The organism is Mycobacterium sp. WUMAC-067 (genome assembly GCF_020217485.1).
Lineage (GTDB): Bacteria > Actinomycetota > Actinomycetes > Mycobacteriales > Mycobacteriaceae > Mycobacterium.
In genome coordinates this window covers 1-15,772 of sequence record NZ_JAEKMI010000024.1, presented here as the reverse complement: position 1 = coordinate 15,772, position 15,772 = coordinate 1, and the positions used below count along the sequence as shown (strand labels likewise).

At 68.2% G+C, this 15,772-nt stretch carries 19 protein-coding genes; 9 read left to right on the top strand and 10 right to left on the bottom strand.

The features are described from left to right. Positions 1–54 precede the first annotated feature (54 nt). The 3 genes from JF781_RS17395 to JF781_RS17385 are packed head-to-tail and all read right to left on the bottom strand — an operon-like array spanning position 55 to position 2,739. On the bottom strand, positions 55–723 hold the full coding sequence (locus tag JF781_RS17395; protein ID WP_225328480.1) for a DUF6629 family protein: 669 nt from the start codon (positions 721–723) through the stop codon (positions 55–57). Between the two features lie 14 nt (positions 724–737). Further along, positions 738–1,793: a putative zinc-binding metallopeptidase gene (locus tag JF781_RS17390; RefSeq protein WP_225328481.1), complete on the bottom strand. Its 1,056-nt coding sequence runs from the start codon at positions 1,791–1,793 to the stop codon at positions 738–740. Further along, the gene (locus JF781_RS17385) at positions 1,786–2,739 is read right to left on the bottom strand and encodes a transglutaminase family protein (protein WP_225328500.1); all 954 of its coding nucleotides are present in this window, start codon (positions 2,737–2,739) and stop codon (positions 1,786–1,788) included. The genes JF781_RS17390 and JF781_RS17385 overlap by 8 nt, the downstream gene beginning before the upstream one ends. Positions 2,740–2,826: 87 nt before the next feature. Between JF781_RS17385 and JF781_RS17380 the strand changes: the two genes are divergently transcribed. After that, positions 2,827–3,216, top strand: coding sequence for an MmcQ/YjbR family DNA-binding protein (locus JF781_RS17380; protein WP_008258269.1), 390 nt, complete (start codon positions 2,827–2,829; stop codon positions 3,214–3,216). A gap of 3 nt (positions 3,217–3,219) precedes the next feature. Here the strand turns inward: JF781_RS17380 and JF781_RS17375 are convergent, their stop codons facing one another. Genes JF781_RS17375 through aspS form a run of 3 tightly spaced genes read right to left on the bottom strand, consistent with a single transcriptional unit; the run spans position 3,220 to position 6,515 of the window. Next, on the bottom strand, positions 3,220–4,287 hold the full coding sequence (locus tag JF781_RS17375; protein WP_225328482.1) for an aromatic acid exporter family protein: 1,068 nt from the start codon (positions 4,285–4,287) through the stop codon (positions 3,220–3,222). A gap of 3 nt (positions 4,288–4,290) precedes the next feature. Next, positions 4,291–4,725, bottom strand: coding sequence for a nitroreductase family deazaflavin-dependent oxidoreductase (locus JF781_RS17370; RefSeq protein ID WP_225328483.1), 435 nt, complete (start codon positions 4,723–4,725; stop codon positions 4,291–4,293). Further along, the gene (aspS, locus tag JF781_RS17365; RefSeq protein ID WP_225328484.1) at positions 4,722–6,515 is read right to left on the bottom strand and encodes an aspartate--tRNA ligase; all 1,794 of its coding nucleotides are present in this window, start codon (positions 6,513–6,515) and stop codon (positions 4,722–4,724) included. The genes JF781_RS17370 and aspS overlap by 4 nt, the downstream gene beginning before the upstream one ends. Positions 6,516–6,559: 44 nt before the next feature. Between aspS and JF781_RS17360 the strand changes: the two genes are divergently transcribed. From JF781_RS17360 to JF781_RS17350, 3 genes are read left to right on the top strand one after another with little or no spacing between them, the layout of a single operon-like run. Next, positions 6,560–7,447, top strand: a complete 888-nt coding sequence (locus tag JF781_RS17360) for an oxidoreductase (RefSeq protein ID WP_225328501.1) — start codon at positions 6,560–6,562, stop codon at positions 7,445–7,447. Positions 7,448–7,456: 9 nt separating this feature from the next. Continuing rightward, on the top strand, positions 7,457–7,954 hold the full coding sequence (locus tag JF781_RS17355) for an SRPBCC family protein (protein WP_225328485.1): 498 nt from the start codon (positions 7,457–7,459) through the stop codon (positions 7,952–7,954). 9 nt (positions 7,955–7,963) lie between these two features. After that, entirely contained in the window at positions 7,964–8,842 is an 879-nt protein-coding gene (locus tag JF781_RS17350) for a neutral zinc metallopeptidase (protein WP_225328486.1), read from the top strand. 110 nt (positions 8,843–8,952) lie between these two features. Here the strand turns inward: JF781_RS17350 and JF781_RS17345 are convergent, their stop codons facing one another. Further along, the gene (locus JF781_RS17345; protein WP_225328487.1) at positions 8,953–9,834 is read right to left on the bottom strand and encodes a dihydrodipicolinate synthase family protein; all 882 of its coding nucleotides are present in this window, start codon (positions 9,832–9,834) and stop codon (positions 8,953–8,955) included. Positions 9,835–9,870: 36 nt separating this feature from the next. Further along, on the bottom strand, positions 9,871–10,668 hold the full coding sequence (locus JF781_RS17340; protein ID WP_225328488.1) for an aldolase: 798 nt from the start codon (positions 10,666–10,668) through the stop codon (positions 9,871–9,873). A gap of 76 nt (positions 10,669–10,744) precedes the next feature. Between JF781_RS17340 and JF781_RS17335 the strand changes: the two genes are divergently transcribed. Next, the gene (locus tag JF781_RS17335; protein ID WP_225328489.1) at positions 10,745–11,269 is read left to right on the top strand and encodes a helix-turn-helix domain-containing protein; all 525 of its coding nucleotides are present in this window, start codon (positions 10,745–10,747) and stop codon (positions 11,267–11,269) included. Here JF781_RS17335 and JF781_RS17330 read toward each other — a convergent pair. Further along, entirely contained in the window at positions 11,244–11,687 is a 444-nt protein-coding gene (locus JF781_RS17330) for a hypothetical protein (protein WP_225328490.1), read from the bottom strand. The two genes, JF781_RS17335 and JF781_RS17330, sit on opposite strands and share 26 nt — an antisense overlap. A gap of 101 nt (positions 11,688–11,788) precedes the next feature. Here JF781_RS17330 and JF781_RS17325 point away from each other — a divergent pair, with 101 nt between their 5' ends. Beyond that, positions 11,789–13,372 carry a metallophosphoesterase family protein gene (locus JF781_RS17325; RefSeq protein WP_225328491.1) on the top strand — a complete coding sequence of 528 codons (1,584 nt, stop codon included), beginning with the start codon at positions 11,789–11,791 and terminating at the stop codon, positions 13,370–13,372. A 1-nt stretch (position 13,373) separates the two neighbouring features. Here JF781_RS17325 and JF781_RS17320 read toward each other — a convergent pair whose 3' ends face one another. Next, positions 13,374–14,399 carry an Rv2578c family radical SAM protein gene (locus tag JF781_RS17320; RefSeq protein WP_225328492.1) on the bottom strand — a complete coding sequence of 342 codons (1,026 nt, stop codon included), beginning with the start codon at positions 14,397–14,399 and terminating at the stop codon, positions 13,374–13,376. 143 nt (positions 14,400–14,542) lie between these two features. Between JF781_RS17320 and JF781_RS17315 the strand changes: the two genes are divergently transcribed. From JF781_RS17315 to JF781_RS17305, 3 genes are all read left to right on the top strand, one after another. Further along, the gene (locus JF781_RS17315; RefSeq protein ID WP_225328493.1) at positions 14,543–14,842 is read left to right on the top strand and encodes a hypothetical protein; all 300 of its coding nucleotides are present in this window, start codon (positions 14,543–14,545) and stop codon (positions 14,840–14,842) included. A 72-nt stretch (positions 14,843–14,914) separates the two neighbouring features. Further along, a complete protein-coding gene (locus tag JF781_RS17310; RefSeq protein WP_225328494.1) occupies positions 14,915–15,409 on the top strand; it encodes an SRPBCC family protein in 495 nt (164 codons plus the stop codon). A 22-nt stretch (positions 15,410–15,431) separates the two neighbouring features. Then, positions 15,432–15,656 (top strand): deoxyribodipyrimidine photolyase, encoded by a 225-nt coding sequence (locus JF781_RS17305; protein WP_225328495.1) that lies wholly within the window; start codon positions 15,432–15,434, stop codon positions 15,654–15,656. Positions 15,657–15,772: the final 116 nt, after the last annotated feature.

Genomic DNA, 15,772 nt, shown 5'->3' with positions numbered 1-15,772 from the left:
ACCCCGCGAGGCGGGGTGAGGAGGAGTGCGGCAATCCCCCCTAGCCGTACGACTTCACGCGTTCGATGTCTCCCGCTCCGCGGCGATGCCGTGGTAGCGGTGTGGATCGGGCAGGCGCCGACGCCGCACCATGTGCACCAGCGCCAGGACCGAGAGCGTCGCGGCATAGATGCACCACAGTGACGCGAACGCCTGCACGTAGAGGACGGCGACCACCGTCAGCCCCACCAGGTTGGCTATCCCGAACACCACGATGGAGCGATAGCCCGACAGCACCGCCGGCCCGATGACGGCGATGATGTAGAGCGCCGCCCACACGTAGCCGTCGTGAACCGCGGTCTGGTACTGCAGCGCATGGGGGCACTGCGTCACTTTGACTGGTTCGGTGAGCACGATGACAGCCAGATACGCCGACACGGCGGTGCCGAGCACCGCAAAAGGCGCCACCCGTAGCCGGGCACCGCGCGGCTCCAGCATCAAGATCGCCCACGGAACCCAGGCGGGAAGCAGCGGCAGCGCGATGAAGACATAGGCAAGCATCGCCAGGTGGGCCATCCCGGGGGAGACCAATTCGTTGGGCCACACCGCCGCCTCGATGAACTGATGGACCGAGAACACCGTCGGCAGCAAGGCGAAGGGCACTTCGCGCCAGTGCTTCACCTCGCGCAGTGTTGCCACGGCGACCGGCACCAGGGCGGCGCCGACCACCAGATCCGCCGTCATCGAGAAGCACATCGCTAACCCGCCACCGACGCGGGGCCCCGGGACTCCGACGTCGCCTCGTCGACGACGGTGTGGATGAACTTCATCTTCTCGAGCACCGCGGTCGGCAGCACGAACGGGTACAGGTCGTCGTGCCCCATCGACCGGTTCACCATGTTCAGTGACCACGACAGCGGCAGCCACATGTCGATGATCGTCTGAAATGCGCTGGGCCCCAGGGCCGGCCGGTCGAAGGTGGCCGAGGCCGCCGCCAGTCCGCACCACGCCGAGGTGTCCAGCGCGTCCCGGATGTGCAGGTAGTGGGCGAACGTCTCGGCCCAGTCCTCGCTCGGGTGCATGGTGGCATAGGACGAGACGAAGTCGTTCTGCCAGCCCTCGGGCGCGCCCTCGCTGTAGTGGCGGTCGAGCGCCTCGGAGTAGTCGGCGTCGGGGTCGCCGAAGAGCTCGTTGAACCGCTCCAGGTGTTCGCGGTAGGGGGCGACCAGCCGGTAGAAGTAGTAGTGCCCGATCTCGTGGCGGAAGTGCCCCAGCAGGGTCCGGTACGGCTCGTCCATTTCGACCCGCAGCTGCTCGCGATGCACGTCGTCACCCTCGGCCAAATCGATGGTGATGATCCCGTTCGCGTGCCCGGTCATCACGTTTTCGTGTGCGCTGGACAACAGCCGGAACGCCAGCCCGTAGTCGGGATCCTTGTCACGCCCGACGATCGGCAGCTTCAGCTCGTGCAGCTCGGCGATCAGCCGTCGTTTGGCCGCCTCGGCCCGGGCGAATTCGGCCAGCCCGACGGTGTCGGCGTCGTTGGGGCGTTCGGCGGTCAGCGCACACGACGTGCACAGCAACCGCGGGGTGTTGACCGGAACCAGCCAATTGCATTCGGCCACTTGAAGATTGGCGCACAACTGGTACTCGCTGGCGGGCACGACACCGGCGTGCTCGGTTGACTCGCCGTCGGAGATCACCAGCAGCGCCATCTGCTCGAGCGAAAAGCCTAGCGCGCTACCGCAATTCAGGCACGTCGAGTTCTCGAACGTCAGGCGCTGGCCACAGTTGGGGCAGGTGAAGTCACGCATGCGAGAAGTCGCCTTCAATGGGGTCCGAGTAGGGCACGACGTCGACGGCGACGTCGATCACACTGTGCCGCGAGTCGGTGTAGATGATGCCGCGCAGCGGCGGGACGTCCGCGTAGTCGCGGCCGCGTCCCACCACGATGTAGCGCTGGTCGACCATCTGGTCGTTGGTGGGATCGAGCCCCAGCCACTCGAATTGGCCGGGGTCCTGCGGAGTCCACACCGCGGCCCAGGCGTGCGTGGCGTCGATGCCGATCATCCGATCCTTTCCGGGGGGCGGGTCGGTGGCCAGGTAGCCGGACACGTAACTGGCCGCCAAACCGTTGGCGCGCAGGCAGGCGATCGCCAGCCTGGCAAAGTCTTGACATACCCCCTCCCGGGCCGCCAGAACCTCCTTGACCCCGGTGGAAATCGTCGTCGACCCCGACCGGTACGTGAAGTCGGTGAAGATCCGCGACGCCAGGTCGCGCAGCACCTCGATCAACGGGCGTCCGGGCGTGAAGCTGGGCGCGGCGTACTCGCGGACCTCGTCGGTGATCTCCGGCGGATTCAGGTCCAGGGTGAACTCGGCTGCCAGCGCCCCGACGCGGCCCGCCGGCCGGGCCTCCTCCCAGGGCTTCAGCGCCGCCCCGCCGGAGTACAGGCCCGGCGCCGGCGGATAGACGTCGACGACGGAATCGCTGACCACCGTCAGGACGGTGTGCGGCTCGGTCACGTGGAAGTAGGAGCTGATGTTCCCGTAGGTGTCCGTGCTGGTGGAGCTGTCGGCGGGAGCCGGCTCGATGATCAGCCGATGCGCGACGCGACGCTGCCGCAGCGAGTCGCGCGGGGTCAGGAAGCCGCGACCGTACGAGCTGGTCACGACGTCGGAGTAGCGGTATTCGGTGCGGTGGGTGACTCGATGCCGGCGGGCGGCCCCGGCGTCTGCTTCAGACACAAGGCTGATCAGATCACACACCGCGTCGTTACGGACTGTCGGCAGCGGCGGTTTGCCGATACGACGGCAACGGCGCGGAAACGGGAGCACAATCGAGGAGTGGCCACGTGGGACGAGGTCGCCCGCATCGTCGGCGAGCTGGCCCTCACCTCCGAGCCGTCACCGCACGACTGGCGGGTCGGCAAGAAATTGCTGGCCTGGGAGCGGCCGCTGCGGCCCTCGGAACGCGAGGCCCTGGCGCGAAACGGCCCAGAACCCCCGCGGGGCGACATCCTCGGTGTTCGGGTGTCCGACGAGGGAGTCAAATTCGCGCTGATCGACGACGAGCCGCAAACCTACTTCACCACCCCGCATTTCGACGGCTATCCCGCCGTGCTGGTCAACCTGGCCGAGATCTCGGTGCGCGACCTCCAGGAGCTCATCACCGAGGCGTGGCTGACGCAGGCGCCGCGGAAACTGGTGCAGGAGTTCCTGGCCGACTCGCGGTGAGATTCACACGTGCCGAAGGTCGATGACCCGTTGCAGGTCGTCGATGCAGGCGGTGACGGCGTCGGCGAGCATCACCTGGGTTTTCTCGCCGGCACCCGACGGCAACTGCGACGCGTGATGGCGGGCCGACGCCGCATACGCGCAGGCGCCGGCGGCGTCGCGGTCGGCGAGTGCGGTTGCGGCGGCGAGCACGACCAGCACCGTGTGCACGGGCTGGGCACGCTGTTCGCGGCCGCCGTCCGGGAGGGGGCCGATCGCCCGGGCCAGCTGCAACACGGAGCCGGCCAGCAGGGCCACGTGCACGGCCTGGTGATCGGCGGCGTGCACGGCCTCGCGCAGGCCCCATCGGCGCGGGGCGATGGTGACGACGTGGCGGGCGGTGGTGCGCGCCTCGAGCAGGCCGCTGAGCTGTTCGTGCACCCGGTCGACGGCCGTCAGCGGCCAGTCCGGCGAGGCGGCTTTGCGTCCGGCGGCGACGTCGGCGGCGCGCGTCAAGACGTCGTGCAGCACGGCCAGCACGCCGACCCGCGCGGCGCGCAGCAGCTGCAGTGGGTCGGCGGGAAACAGCAGCACGGCGAAGACGATGGCCACCGCACCGCCGATCAGCGCGTCGAAGATGCGTTCCAGCCCGACGCCACCGTGGTAGAGGGCCAGCACCAGGATCGCCGACACGATGGTCTGGTTCGCGAACATCATCCCGTGCCCGATGAAGCCGCCCCCGATGAAGACCGCGGCGCCGAGCGCGATCAACGCGGCGACGGCGATCGGCACCGCGCCGGGCCCGAGCAGGCCCTGGACCGCCGAGCCCAGCCCGATGCCGAGGGTCACCCCGATCATCATCTGGATGGCGCGTTGCGCGCGGAGCACGTTGCTGGTCGACAACGACACCGCGGCGGCGATCGGCGCGAAGAACGGCTGCGGGTGGCCCAGGACGTCGTGCGTCAGGTACCAGGACACCCCGGCGGCCGCCGACGTCTGCGCCAGGTTGAACCACACCGCGCGCAGCCGCTTGCCGCCCGCGCGCGCGGCGGCGAGGACCCTCGAGGGCACCGCCGGCCGCGAAGCGCCCACCGGCTAGGTCCGGATTAACTCGAACAGCGGAATCACCCTGCTGGTCTTGGCCTGGTACTCGGCGAAGCCGGGCGCCGCGGCGGTGACCTTGTCGAAGAGAGCGTCGCGCTCGTCGGTCGGCAGCTCGCGCGCGGTGACGTCGAATGCGTCGGTTCCGACCTCGACGCGGGCGCTCGGGTTGGCCCGCCGGTTGTGCACCCAGGCCGGGCTGACCGGGGCGCCGGCGAAGGAGCCGATGACGATGAGCTTGCCGTCGATGTGGAAGTACGCCAGCGGCGACACCCGGGGCTGGCCGGACTTGGCGCCGGTCGTGTGCAGCAGCAGCAGGTTGGCATTGGCGAACTGGCCGCCGACCTTGCCGCCGTTGGCGCGGAACTCGTCGGCGACGGACTGGTTGAACGCGTTGATGGTCTCGGTGTCCGGGAGGTGTTCGCTCATGCCCGGTCAACCTTCTCGGGCTTGGCGTCTATTCCGGACTCCTTGCGCTGCTGGGCGGTGATCGGCGCCGGCGCATCGGTGAGCGGGTCGACGCCGCCGCCGGTCTTCGGGAACGCGATCACCTCGCGGATGGAGTCCACCCCGGACAGCAGGGCGTTGATCCGGTCCCAGCCGAAGGCGATCCCGCCGTGCGGAGGTGCGCCAAAGGTGAACGCCTCCAACAGGAACCCGAACTTTTCTTCGGCCTCGGCGTGGTCCAGTCCCATCACCGCGAACACCCGCTCCTGGATGTCGCGGCGGTGGATACGAATCGAGCCGCCGCCGATCTCGTTGCCGTTGCAGACGATGTCGTAGGCGTCGGCGAGCACGTTGCCCGGATCGGTGTCGATCGCGTCCTCGTGACCCGGCTTGGGTGAGGTGAACGCGTGGTGCACCGCGGTCCACGCGCCCGAGCCGACGGCCACGTCGCCGGCCGCGGTCGCGTCGTCGGCGGGCTCGAACAGCGGCGGGTCCACCACCCAGACGAACGCCCAGGCGTCCGGGTCGATCATGCCCAGCCGGTGCGCGATCTCACCGCGCGCCGCCCCCAGCAGGGCCCGCGACGGCTTCGACGGGCCCGCCGAGAAGAACACGCAATCCCCCGGCTTGGCCCCCACGTGGGCGGCCAGGCCGTCGCGTTCGGCGTCGGACAGGTTCTTGGCGACCGGGCCGCCCAGCGTGCCGTCGTCGGCGATCAGCACGTAGGCCAGGCCGCGGTGGCCGCGCTGCTTGGCCCACTCCTGCCAGCCGTCCAGCGTCCGCCGGGGCTGCGAGGCACCGCCCGGCATCACCACGGCACCGACGTACGGTGCCTGGAAGACGCGAAATGTGGTGTCGGAGAAGAACTCTGTGCAGTCGACGAGTTCGAGCCCGAAACGCATGTCGGGCTTGTCGGAGCCGAACCGTTGCATCGCCTCGGCGTAACTGATCCGCGGGATGGGCGTCGGGATCTCATACCCGATCAGCGCCCACAGCGCGGACAGGATCTCCTCGGAGATGGCGAGGATGTCCTCGGCGTCCACGAAGCTCATCTCCATGTCGAGCTGGGTGAACTCCGGCTGGCGGTCGGCGCGGAAATCCTCGTCGCGATAGCAGCGGGCGATCTGGTAGTAGCGCTCCATCCCGGCGACCATCAGCAGCTGCTTGAACAGCTGCGGGCTCTGCGGCAGGGCGTAGAACGAGCCGGGGTGCAGCCGGGCCGGCACCAGAAAGTCGCGCGCTCCTTCGGGGGTCGAGCGGGTGATCGTCGGTGTTTCGATCTCCACGAAATCGTGCTGCGCGAGCACCGCGCGCGCGGCGGCATTCACCTTGGAGCGCAACCGAATTGCTTCCGAGGGGCCGTCGCGCCGCAAATCGAGGTAGCGGTACTTCAGCCGCAGTTCCTCGCCGGCGGGCTCGTCGAGCTGAAAGGGCAGCGGCGCGCTCTCCCCCAGCACGGTCAGCGCGGTGGCGTTGACCTCGATGTCGCCGGTGGCGATCTCGGGGTTGGCGTTGCCTTCCGGGCGGATCTCGACCACACCGGTGACCGCGACGCAGAACTCGGCGCGCAGCCGGTGCGCCTGGGGCAGCACGTCGTCGGCGCGGAACACCACCTGGGTGATCCCGGAGGCGTCGCGCAGGTCGATGAAGATGACGCCGCCGTGGTCGCGGCGGCGGGCCACCCAGCCCGCTAGCGTCACCTGCTGCCCGGCGTCGCTACTCCTCAGCGACCCGGCGGCGTGGCTGCGCAGCACAAAAACACTCCCCTTCACGTTGGACGACAGATCAGTCTAAGGGGCGGTGTAGTTTCGCTCGTATCGCCACAAACATCGCACTCGTCGGTCCGGGCGCCGTCGGTACGACGGTCGCCGCGCTGCTGCATCGGGCCGGACATTCGGTCGTGGTGTGCGGCCGCACCCCGCGCGAGAGCATCGAACTGCGGCCCGACGGCGCCGACCCGATCGTCGTCCCCGGCCCGGTGCACACCGATCCCGCGGAGGTTTCCGACCCGGTGGACGTGGTGCTGTTGGCCGTCAAGGCCACCCAGAACGAGCGGGCGGCCGGCTGGCTGGCCCGGCTCTGCGACGTCCACACCATCGTCGTGGTGCTGCAAAACGGTGTGGAGCAGGTCGAACAGGTGCAGCCGCACTGCCCGCAATCGCCCGTCATCCCCGGCATCGTCTGGTACTCGGCCGAGACCCAGCCCGACGGCTGGGTGCGGCTGCGCGGCGAGGCGGCCCTGGTGCTGCCCAGCGGGCCCTCGGCGGCGACGGTCGCCGACCTGCTGCGCGGCGCCGGCTGCCGGGTGGACTGCGACCCCGACATCATCACCGCGGCCTGGCGCAAGCTGCTCACCAACGCGCTGGCCGGGTTCATGGCGCTGTCGCGGCGGCGGTCCGGGATGTTCCGCCGCGACGACGTGGCCGCGCTGTCGCGCGGCTATGTCGCCGAATGCCTGGCCGTCGCCCGCGCCGAGGGCGCCCGCCTGCCCGACGGCATCGTCGACGAGTTGGCCGACATGTTCCGCAACGTCGCCGAGGACATGAGCACGTCGATCCTGGCCGACGCGGAAAATCACCGGCCGATGGAATGGGACGTCCGCAACGGCGTCATCATTCGCAAGGCCCGCGCCCACGGCCTGGCCACACCGATCAGCGACGTCGTGGTGCCCTTACTGGCCGCGGCCAGCGACGGCCCCGGCTAGATTATTTTCATGTTCCCCTGCGAGCGCGTCGACGTGAACTTCATCGATACGGCGCCATTTGCGTTCCGCAACAGCGTCGACCTGGCCATCACCCCCGAGCAGCTGTTCGAGGTGCTCTCCGACGCGGGATCCTGGCCGCGCTGGGCGAAGGTGATCACCAAGGTGACCTGGACCAGCCCCGAGCCGCGCGGCGTCGGCACCACCCGCGTCGTCGAGATGCGCGGCGGCATCGTCGGCAACGAGGAATTCCTCGCGTGGGAACCCTTCACGCACATGGCGTTTCGGTTCAATGAATGCTCGACCAAATCCGTGGCGGCCTTCGCCGAGGACTACCGGGTCGAGGTCATCCCGGGCGGCTGCCGGCTGACGTGGACCATGGCCCAGAAGCCGGCCGGCCCGGCGAAGCTGGCGATGGTGGTGGTCGGGCCGCTGCTGAACCTGGCCCTGCGCCGATACCTGCGCAATCTCCGCAGCTACACCGACTCCCTTGCGACCCGGCAACCTTAGGAGCGTGTCATGACCTTCAACGAGGGCATGCAGATCGACACCAGCGCAGCGTCGTCGTCCGGCGGCGGCGGGATGGGGATGGCCGTCGGGGGCGGCGGCCTCGGGCTGATCATCCTGCTCGGGGCGCTGTTTTTGGGCGTCGACCCCGGTCGCGTGATGAACCAGCCGCAGACCAACACCGGCGGCTATTCCGCGCCCGGCTTCGACCTGAGCCAGTGCAAGACCGGCGCAGACGCCAACAAGTACGTGCAGTGCCGCGTGGTCGCCACCGGTAACTCCGTGGACGCGGTGTGGCATCAGCTGATGAACGGTTACACCCGTCCCCATGTGCGGCTGTTCACCGCCCGGGTGAGCACCGGCTGCGGGGCGGCCACCACCGCGGTCGGGCCGTTCTACTGCCCGGCCGACCAGACGGCGTACTTCGACACCGATTTCTTCCAAGAGCTGGTCGACCGATTCGGTTCCAGCGGTGGGCCATTCGCCCAGGAGTACGTCGTTGCCCACGAATACGGCCACCACGTGCAACAGCTGCAGGGCCTGCTCGGCCGCGCCCAGCAGGGCGCGCAGGGCTCCGGCGGCAACGGCGTGCGCACCGAGCTGCAGGCCGACTGCTACGCCGGGATCTGGGCGCACTACGCCTCGACGGTCAAGCAGGAGAGCACCGGTGTGCCCTACCTGGAGCCGTTGAGCGACAAGGACATTGCCGATGCCCTCTCGGCCGCGGCATCGGTGGGCGACGACCGCATCCAGAAGCAGGCGACCGGACGGGTCAACCCCGAGTCCTGGACGCACGGTTCCTCGGACCAGCGCCAGCATTGGTTCACCGTCGGCTATCAGACCGGTGACCCGAAGCAGTGCGACACCTTCTCCGCGCCGGAATTGGGCTAGCCCTACGACGATGCACCCCGCGCAGCGGGGTGAGGAGGAGTAGGGCAATCGGGCTAGCCCTACGACGATGCAGCCCGCGCAGCGGGGTGAGGACGAGCAGCGCAATCGGGCTAAGCCAGTAGGCCTTTCAGTTCGGTGCGACCCTGCTCATCGAGCGGGAGCAGCGGCGCGCGCGGGTCCCCGACCGGGAAGTCGAGCAGCTCCAGACCGGCCTTGACGGTGGTGGCCAGTCCGCCCGCGACGATGAAGGTGAGCAGCGGCTTGAGATCGTCGTACAGCTTCTGGGCCGTGTCGAGGTCGTTCGCGCGCACCGCCTCGTAGAGGTCGATGCACGGCTGGGGCCGCAAACACGGTGCGGCCGTGCACCATCCGGACGCGCCGGCCTTGAGCGCGTCGAGCACCAGCGGGTTGCTGCCGTTGTAGAAGGGCAGCCGGTTGCCGGACAGTTCGGCGATGCGCTGCATGCGGGTCAGGTCGCCGGTGGACTCCTTGACCATGGTCACGTTGTCGATGGATTCGAACATGCGGACCAGCAACTCCGGCGGCATGTCGACGCCGCTGGTGGCCGGGTTGTTGTAGGCCATGATCGGGATCGAGATGGCGTCGCCGATGCTGCGGTAGTGCTGGAAGATCTCCCGCTCGGTCAGCTTCCAGTAGGACACGGGCAGGATCATCACGGCGTCGGCCCCGGCCTGCTGGGCGTAGGTGGCGCGACGAACGGACTTGGCGGTGGTCACATCCGACACGCCGACGACCACCGGCACCCGGCCCGCGACGGTGGCGATGGTGGTGTCGACCACGGTGTCGAATTCGGGTTCGTCCAGATAGGCGAGTTCACCGGTGCTGCCCAGCGGCGCGATCGCATGAACACCCGTGGACACCAGCCGGTCGACCAGCGCCGCAAGGCGTTTCGTGTCGATGCCGTCCCCAGAGAACGGTGTTACCGGGTAGGCGATGATGCCGTGGATCTTGGGCTCGGACGTTTGCACCACAGGCGGACTCCTCGGATTCGGTTGGTGGGTAACGGTTTAGCCGGTCAGCACGTCCGGGTGCCGGGCCAGGGCCCGGCGGGCGTAGTAGGCGAAGTTGGCGCGACTACGCTGCGGCGACAGCGTCCAGTCGTGGGCCTCGCGGGCCAGTTCTTCGGGTAGCTCTTTGACGGTGCCGGCGGCCATCGCGGCCAGCTGCAGTTTGGCGGCGCGCTCGATGAGGACTCCCAACGAGCACGCCTCCTCGACGCTGGCGCCGGCGATGACGTGGCCGTGGTGGGCCAGCAGGACCGCCTTCTTGTCACCGAGCGCGGCGGAGATGATCTCCCCCTCTTCGTTGCCGACCGGCACGCCCGGCCACTTGGCCAGAAACGCGCAGTCGCCGTAGAGCGGTGTGGTGTCCATGTGGGACACGATCAGCGGAACCTCCAGCATCGACAGCGCCGCCACGTGGAACGCGTGCGTGTGCACGATGCATTGCACGTCGGGGCGGGCGCGATAGATCCAGCTGTGAAAACGGTTGGCGGGGTTGGCCATCCCGTCACCATCGAGGACGTTGAGGTCCTCGTCGACCAGGAGCAGGTTGGCGTCGGTGATCTCGTCGAAACCCAGGCCGAGCCGCTGGGTGTAGTAGGTGCCGTCCGTCTCGGCGCGGGCGGTGATCTGTCCGGCCAGCCCGGAGTCGTGCCCGGCGTCGAACAGCGCGCGGCACGTCAGGGCCAGCTTCTGGCGCGTGGTCAGCTGCGAATCGGCGGCGTCTTTGGCTTGAAAGGCCGTCAACTGTTCGGCGGCCCGCCGCATCAAGTCGGATTTCGAATCGGTGAACGTGCTGGCCATAACGGGCTCCCTCGGCGCGAACGTGTGACACAATAGTATCACTATAGGAAACCTTGTGTCATGAGAGGGGCGGCCGGTGACCGCACTGCTGCGCGCGGTCCGCAAGCAACGCGGCCTCACCCTGGAGGCCCTGGCCCAGCAGACCGGGCTGACCAAGAGCTACCTGTCGAAGATCGAACGTCGGCGCAGCACGCCGTCGATCGCGGTCGCCCTCAAGGTCGCCAAGGCGCTGGACGTCGACGTCGGGCGGCTGTTCTCCGACGAGGCGGCGCACGAGAAGATCACCGTCGAACGCGCCGCGACCGCCGAGGGCGAGCGCTACCGGGTGCTGGCCACGTCGCTGCTGGGAAAGTCGATGTCGCCGTTCGTGGTTCGCCCGACGGAGATGCTGGCCGATGACCCTCATCCCGAGCACGCGGGTCAGGAATTCATGTTCGTGCACGCCGGGACCGTCGAACTCGACTACGGGGATCAGACGTACACGCTCGGGCCCGGCGACAGCGCCTATTTCGACGCGTCGATCAGCCACAAGGTCCGGGCCGTGGGCGCCGAACCCGCCGAAGTCGTCGTCGTGGCTACCAGGGACGCGTCGAGCAGGTGACGCCAGTGGTGGCGCTCTGGGTCACCACGACCTGGCCGTCCACCGCGATCTGGCACTGAATCTGCGGCATGTTCGACGAGTCGCAGTCCGGCCAGTGGCATCCGCCGCTGGCGTTGACGAACGCCCACTGGTTGGGGTCCGCCAGGGTGGCGTTGTAGACGAGCGGCTGCCCGGCGGCGAACGCCGTCTGCACGGTGTTCAGGAACTGCGACGCGTTCGAGTTGAAGGCCGCCTGGCTGGGCGGATCGCTGTTCATGTACCTGACGTTGCCGGTCAGGTTGCCGGTGGCGGTGATCGTGTACGTCACCTGGTGGCCGGCGGGATCCGCATGGGAGGTCGCGGGCGTCGCAATCATCGCAGCGGCCGCGGCAAACGTCGCCGCCGCGATCCCCGTGGTCGCTATTCGCACGTTCGTCATATCTCAAACGCTACCGAATCCGTTACAGCCGCATCCGGGAAACGGCTCCTACCATGCGGGGCGTTCACCTTCAGGTTGCTCGGCTCCGGTATGAAGCAAGGGTGAGCACCGATTCGGAACCCGCCGGCATCAGCCGCCGCCGGTTACTCACATCGAGTGCGGCCTCCGCGGTCCTCGGCGGCGTCGGGGTGGGCGGCGCCACGCTGCTGTGGTCGCAGTCCGCAAGCTCCCGCGGGCCGTCGGCCTGGTTGCAGCCCGACCGCAACGGCGCGCCGCCGATCGGCGGCCTGCACCTGCAATTCGGCAAGGACGCCGCGACCGAGGTGGTGGTCTCCTGGCACACCACCGACGCCGTCCGCAATCCGCGCGTCATGCTCGGCACACCGACATCCGGCTTCGGCCGCACCGTGGCCGCCGAGACCCGCACCTACCGGGACGCGAAGTCCAACACCGAAGTTCGCGTCAACCACGCCCGGCTGACCGACCTGACCCCGGACACCGACTACGTGTACGCCGCGGTGCACGACGGCGCCGAACCGGAACAGGGAACCGTGCGCACGGCACCGTCAGGACGAAAGCCATTGCGTTTCACCAGCTTCGGCGACCAATCGACCCCGGCCCTGGCCAAGATGCCCGACGGTCGCTATGCCACCGACAACATCGGCTCGCCCGCCGCCGCCGACACCACCATGGCCATCGAGCGCCTCGGCCCGCTGTTCAACCTGGTCAACGGCGACCTGTGCTACGCCAACCTGGCCCAAAACCGGATCCGCACCTGGTCGAACTGGTTCGACAACAACACCCGCTCGGCGCGCCACCGGCCCTGGATGCCGGCGGCCGGCAACCACGAGAACGAATTGGGGAACGGCCCAATCGGTTACGGCGCCTACCAGACCTACTTCGCGGTGCCCGATTCCGGGTCCAGCCCCCAGACCCGCGGCCTGTGGTACTCGTTCAAAGCCGGGTCGGTGCGGGTGATCAGCCTGGCCAACGACGACGTGGCCTACCAGGACGGCGGCAACTCCTACGTGCACGGCTACTCCGGCGGAGAGCAAAAGCGCTGGCTGGCAAGCGAACTCGCCGCGGCCCGGAGCGATCCGGACATCGACTGGGTGGTCGTGTGCATGCACCAGACGGCGATCTCCACCGCCGACAAAACCAACGGGGCCGACCTGGGCATTCGGGAGGAATGGCTGCCGCTGTTCGACCGGTATCAGGTCGATCTGGTGGTGTGCGGCCACGAACACCACTACGAGCGCTCGCACCCGTTGCGGGGGACGCTGGGGACCGACACCCGAACGCCGATACCCGTCGACACCCGAAGCGATCTCATCGACTCCACCCGGGGAACGGTGCACCTGGTCATCGGCGGCGGCGGCACCTCGGCGCCGAGCAACGGGATGTTCTTCCCCGAACCCCGATGCCGGGTGGTCACCGGCGTGGGGGCGTTTGACCCCGGACTGCGGCGCAAGGCGCCGATCTACGTCCTCGAGGACGCGCCATGGTCGGCGTTCCGCGACCGCGACAACCCTTACGGCTTCGCGGCTTTCGACGTCGACCCGGGCCACCCCGGCGGCAACACCTCGATCAAGGCGACGCACTATGCGCTGCGGGGCCCGCTCGGCGCCATGGTCGTGATCGACGAATTCACGCTGACCAAGCCGCGCCGCGACAAGACCGGCTAGCTCAAAACAACGTCTGCTGAACGGGTTCCGGCGCCGCGGCCGAAACCGCCTGGGAGAACGGGCGGTGATCGCCGGCCAGCCGGTATTTGGCGATCAGCGGGGCGGCCCGCTCCCGCAGCATGTCGCGATAACCCTGCGGCAGGTAGGCGCCCCGCCGGTACAGCTCGCGGTAGCGGCCGACCAGTTCGGGATGGGAGCGCGCCAGCCAGGACATGAACCATCCGCGGGTCGAGCTGCGCAGGTGCAGACCGAAAACCGTCACGCTGCCGCCGCCGGCCGCCGCGATCTGGCCGAGCAGCCCGTCGAGATGCTCGACGGAATCGGTGAGATACGGCAGCACCGGCGCGACCATCACATGACAGTCCAGCCCCGCGGCGCGGATCGCGCCGATCAGACCCAGCCGGGCCTGCGGGGTGGGCGTGCCGGGCTCGACGTCGCGGTGCAGCTCGGCATCCCCGACCGCCAGCGACACCGCGACCGACACCGGGACCTGCGCTGTGGCGTCGGCGATCAGCGGCAGGTCGCGGCGCAGCAGGGTGCCCTTGGTCAGGATCGAGAACGGCGTACCCGATTCGGCCAGGGCGCCGATGATGGCGGGCATCAACGCGTAGCGCCCCTCGGCCCGCTGGTAGGGATCGGTGTTGGTGCCCAGGGCGACGGTCTCGCGCTGCCACGACGGGCGGCGCAGTTCGCGGCGCAGCACCTCGGCCACGTTGGTCTTGACGACGACCTGGGTGTCAAAGTCGTTGCCGCAGTTCAACTCCAGATATTCGTGGGTGGGCCGGGCGAAGCAGTACCGGCAGGCATGCGAGCAGCCGCGGTAGCCGTTGACCGTATAGCGAAACGGCAGGGCCGCCGCGTTCGGCACCTTGTTCAGCGCGGACTTGCACAGCACCTCGTGAAAGGTGATCCCCTCGAACTGCGGCGAGCGCACGCTGCGGACGAAACCGATACGTTGCAGCCCCGGCAGCGCCCCGTCCTCCACCGGCTTCCCGTTGACCGCGACGGCCTGGTTTGCCCACCGCATCCCTTCATTCGAACATCAGTTCGAGATCGAGTCAAGCGCCGGCGGCTCATCCGACCCTGTGTGCGCCTTCGAAAGTCGGCCTTGTGCGAGGTAGCAAACCAGATTAGTTTCGGTTAACCGAGGCGAAGGCGGGGTGTTCAGGCATGCGTTTGATCCATGTCGCGGCGGCGGTAGGCATTCCCGTCGTCGTACTGATGGGGGCGTCGCCCGCTCACTCGGAAACCGGCGCCAATGGCTACGCCCAATGCATCGGAGGCGACGCGAAGCCCCCACCGCCGGGGGTGAGTGCAGACCTGTGGTTCCCCAGCGTCCATGTGATTGACAACGACATTATTTCGGGTGTGCCAGCTGCCGAAGTCGTTGAGAGGTTGGTGAACATGGGAGTCAAGCGCGAGGACGCCGTTCGCCGCGTGCAGTGTTATCTGGTCAACTCACCGCATTAGCCCTCTTCTGATGAAGGCCGGACCCGGGGCTAAGCTTCGGATCGTCGCCCTCCACGTCAGCCACGAGGACTTATGACCGAACGCATCGAGACTTCCCGCACAATCGCCGCACCCGCGTCGGACATCTTCGCCGTGCTGTGCGACCCGCAGGGCCACGTGGCGATCGATTCGTCCGGGATGCTCCAAGACGCCGAGGGTGATCCGGTGCGCGGCGTCGGCGACACCTTCGTCGTCCACATGGACCGCGAATCCTTGAATGATTTCCCGCAATTGGGCAGATACGACGTCACCGTCGACATCAAGCAGTTCGAGCAGGATCGCCTGATTGCGTGGACGGTTCTGGGGCAGATCCAACCGCCGATCGGCCATGTGTACGGCTACGTGCTGGCGCCCACCGAAGACGGCGCGGCCACCGTGGTCACCTCGTTCTACGACTGGTCGGACATCGACCCCAAGTGGCGGGAAGCCGGGATTTTCCCGATCCTGTCTGAGGGCGCGCTGCGGGCGACCCTGGGGATTCTCGACCGCACCGTCCGCCGCGGTTATCCCCGAGGAATAATCCTGTAGCCGGGCGGCAGAAAGGATCGACATGTTGCATTCGATGATTCTGGCGAGTTCGGATCCCGTCGCGGCCGGCTTCATTCTGCGTGGCATCAAAGGGATTTTCGTCGCGATCGGCAGCATCATCGCCGCAATAGTCTGCGGCGTCATCGCCATGATGAAGGGCCGCAACCCACTGGGATGGGGAATCCTTGGACTGTTCTTCTCCATCCTCACCCTGATTGTGGTGATCGTCATTCCCAGCAAGAAATGACCGGACCGCGCCGTCCGACGCCGGCGCGTTAGAACGGCGGCGGCTCCCCATCCCCGACGGCGTGGGTCGAATCGGAATACCAAGCGTACGAAGGCCTTTCGGCCTGGCGCGCCAGT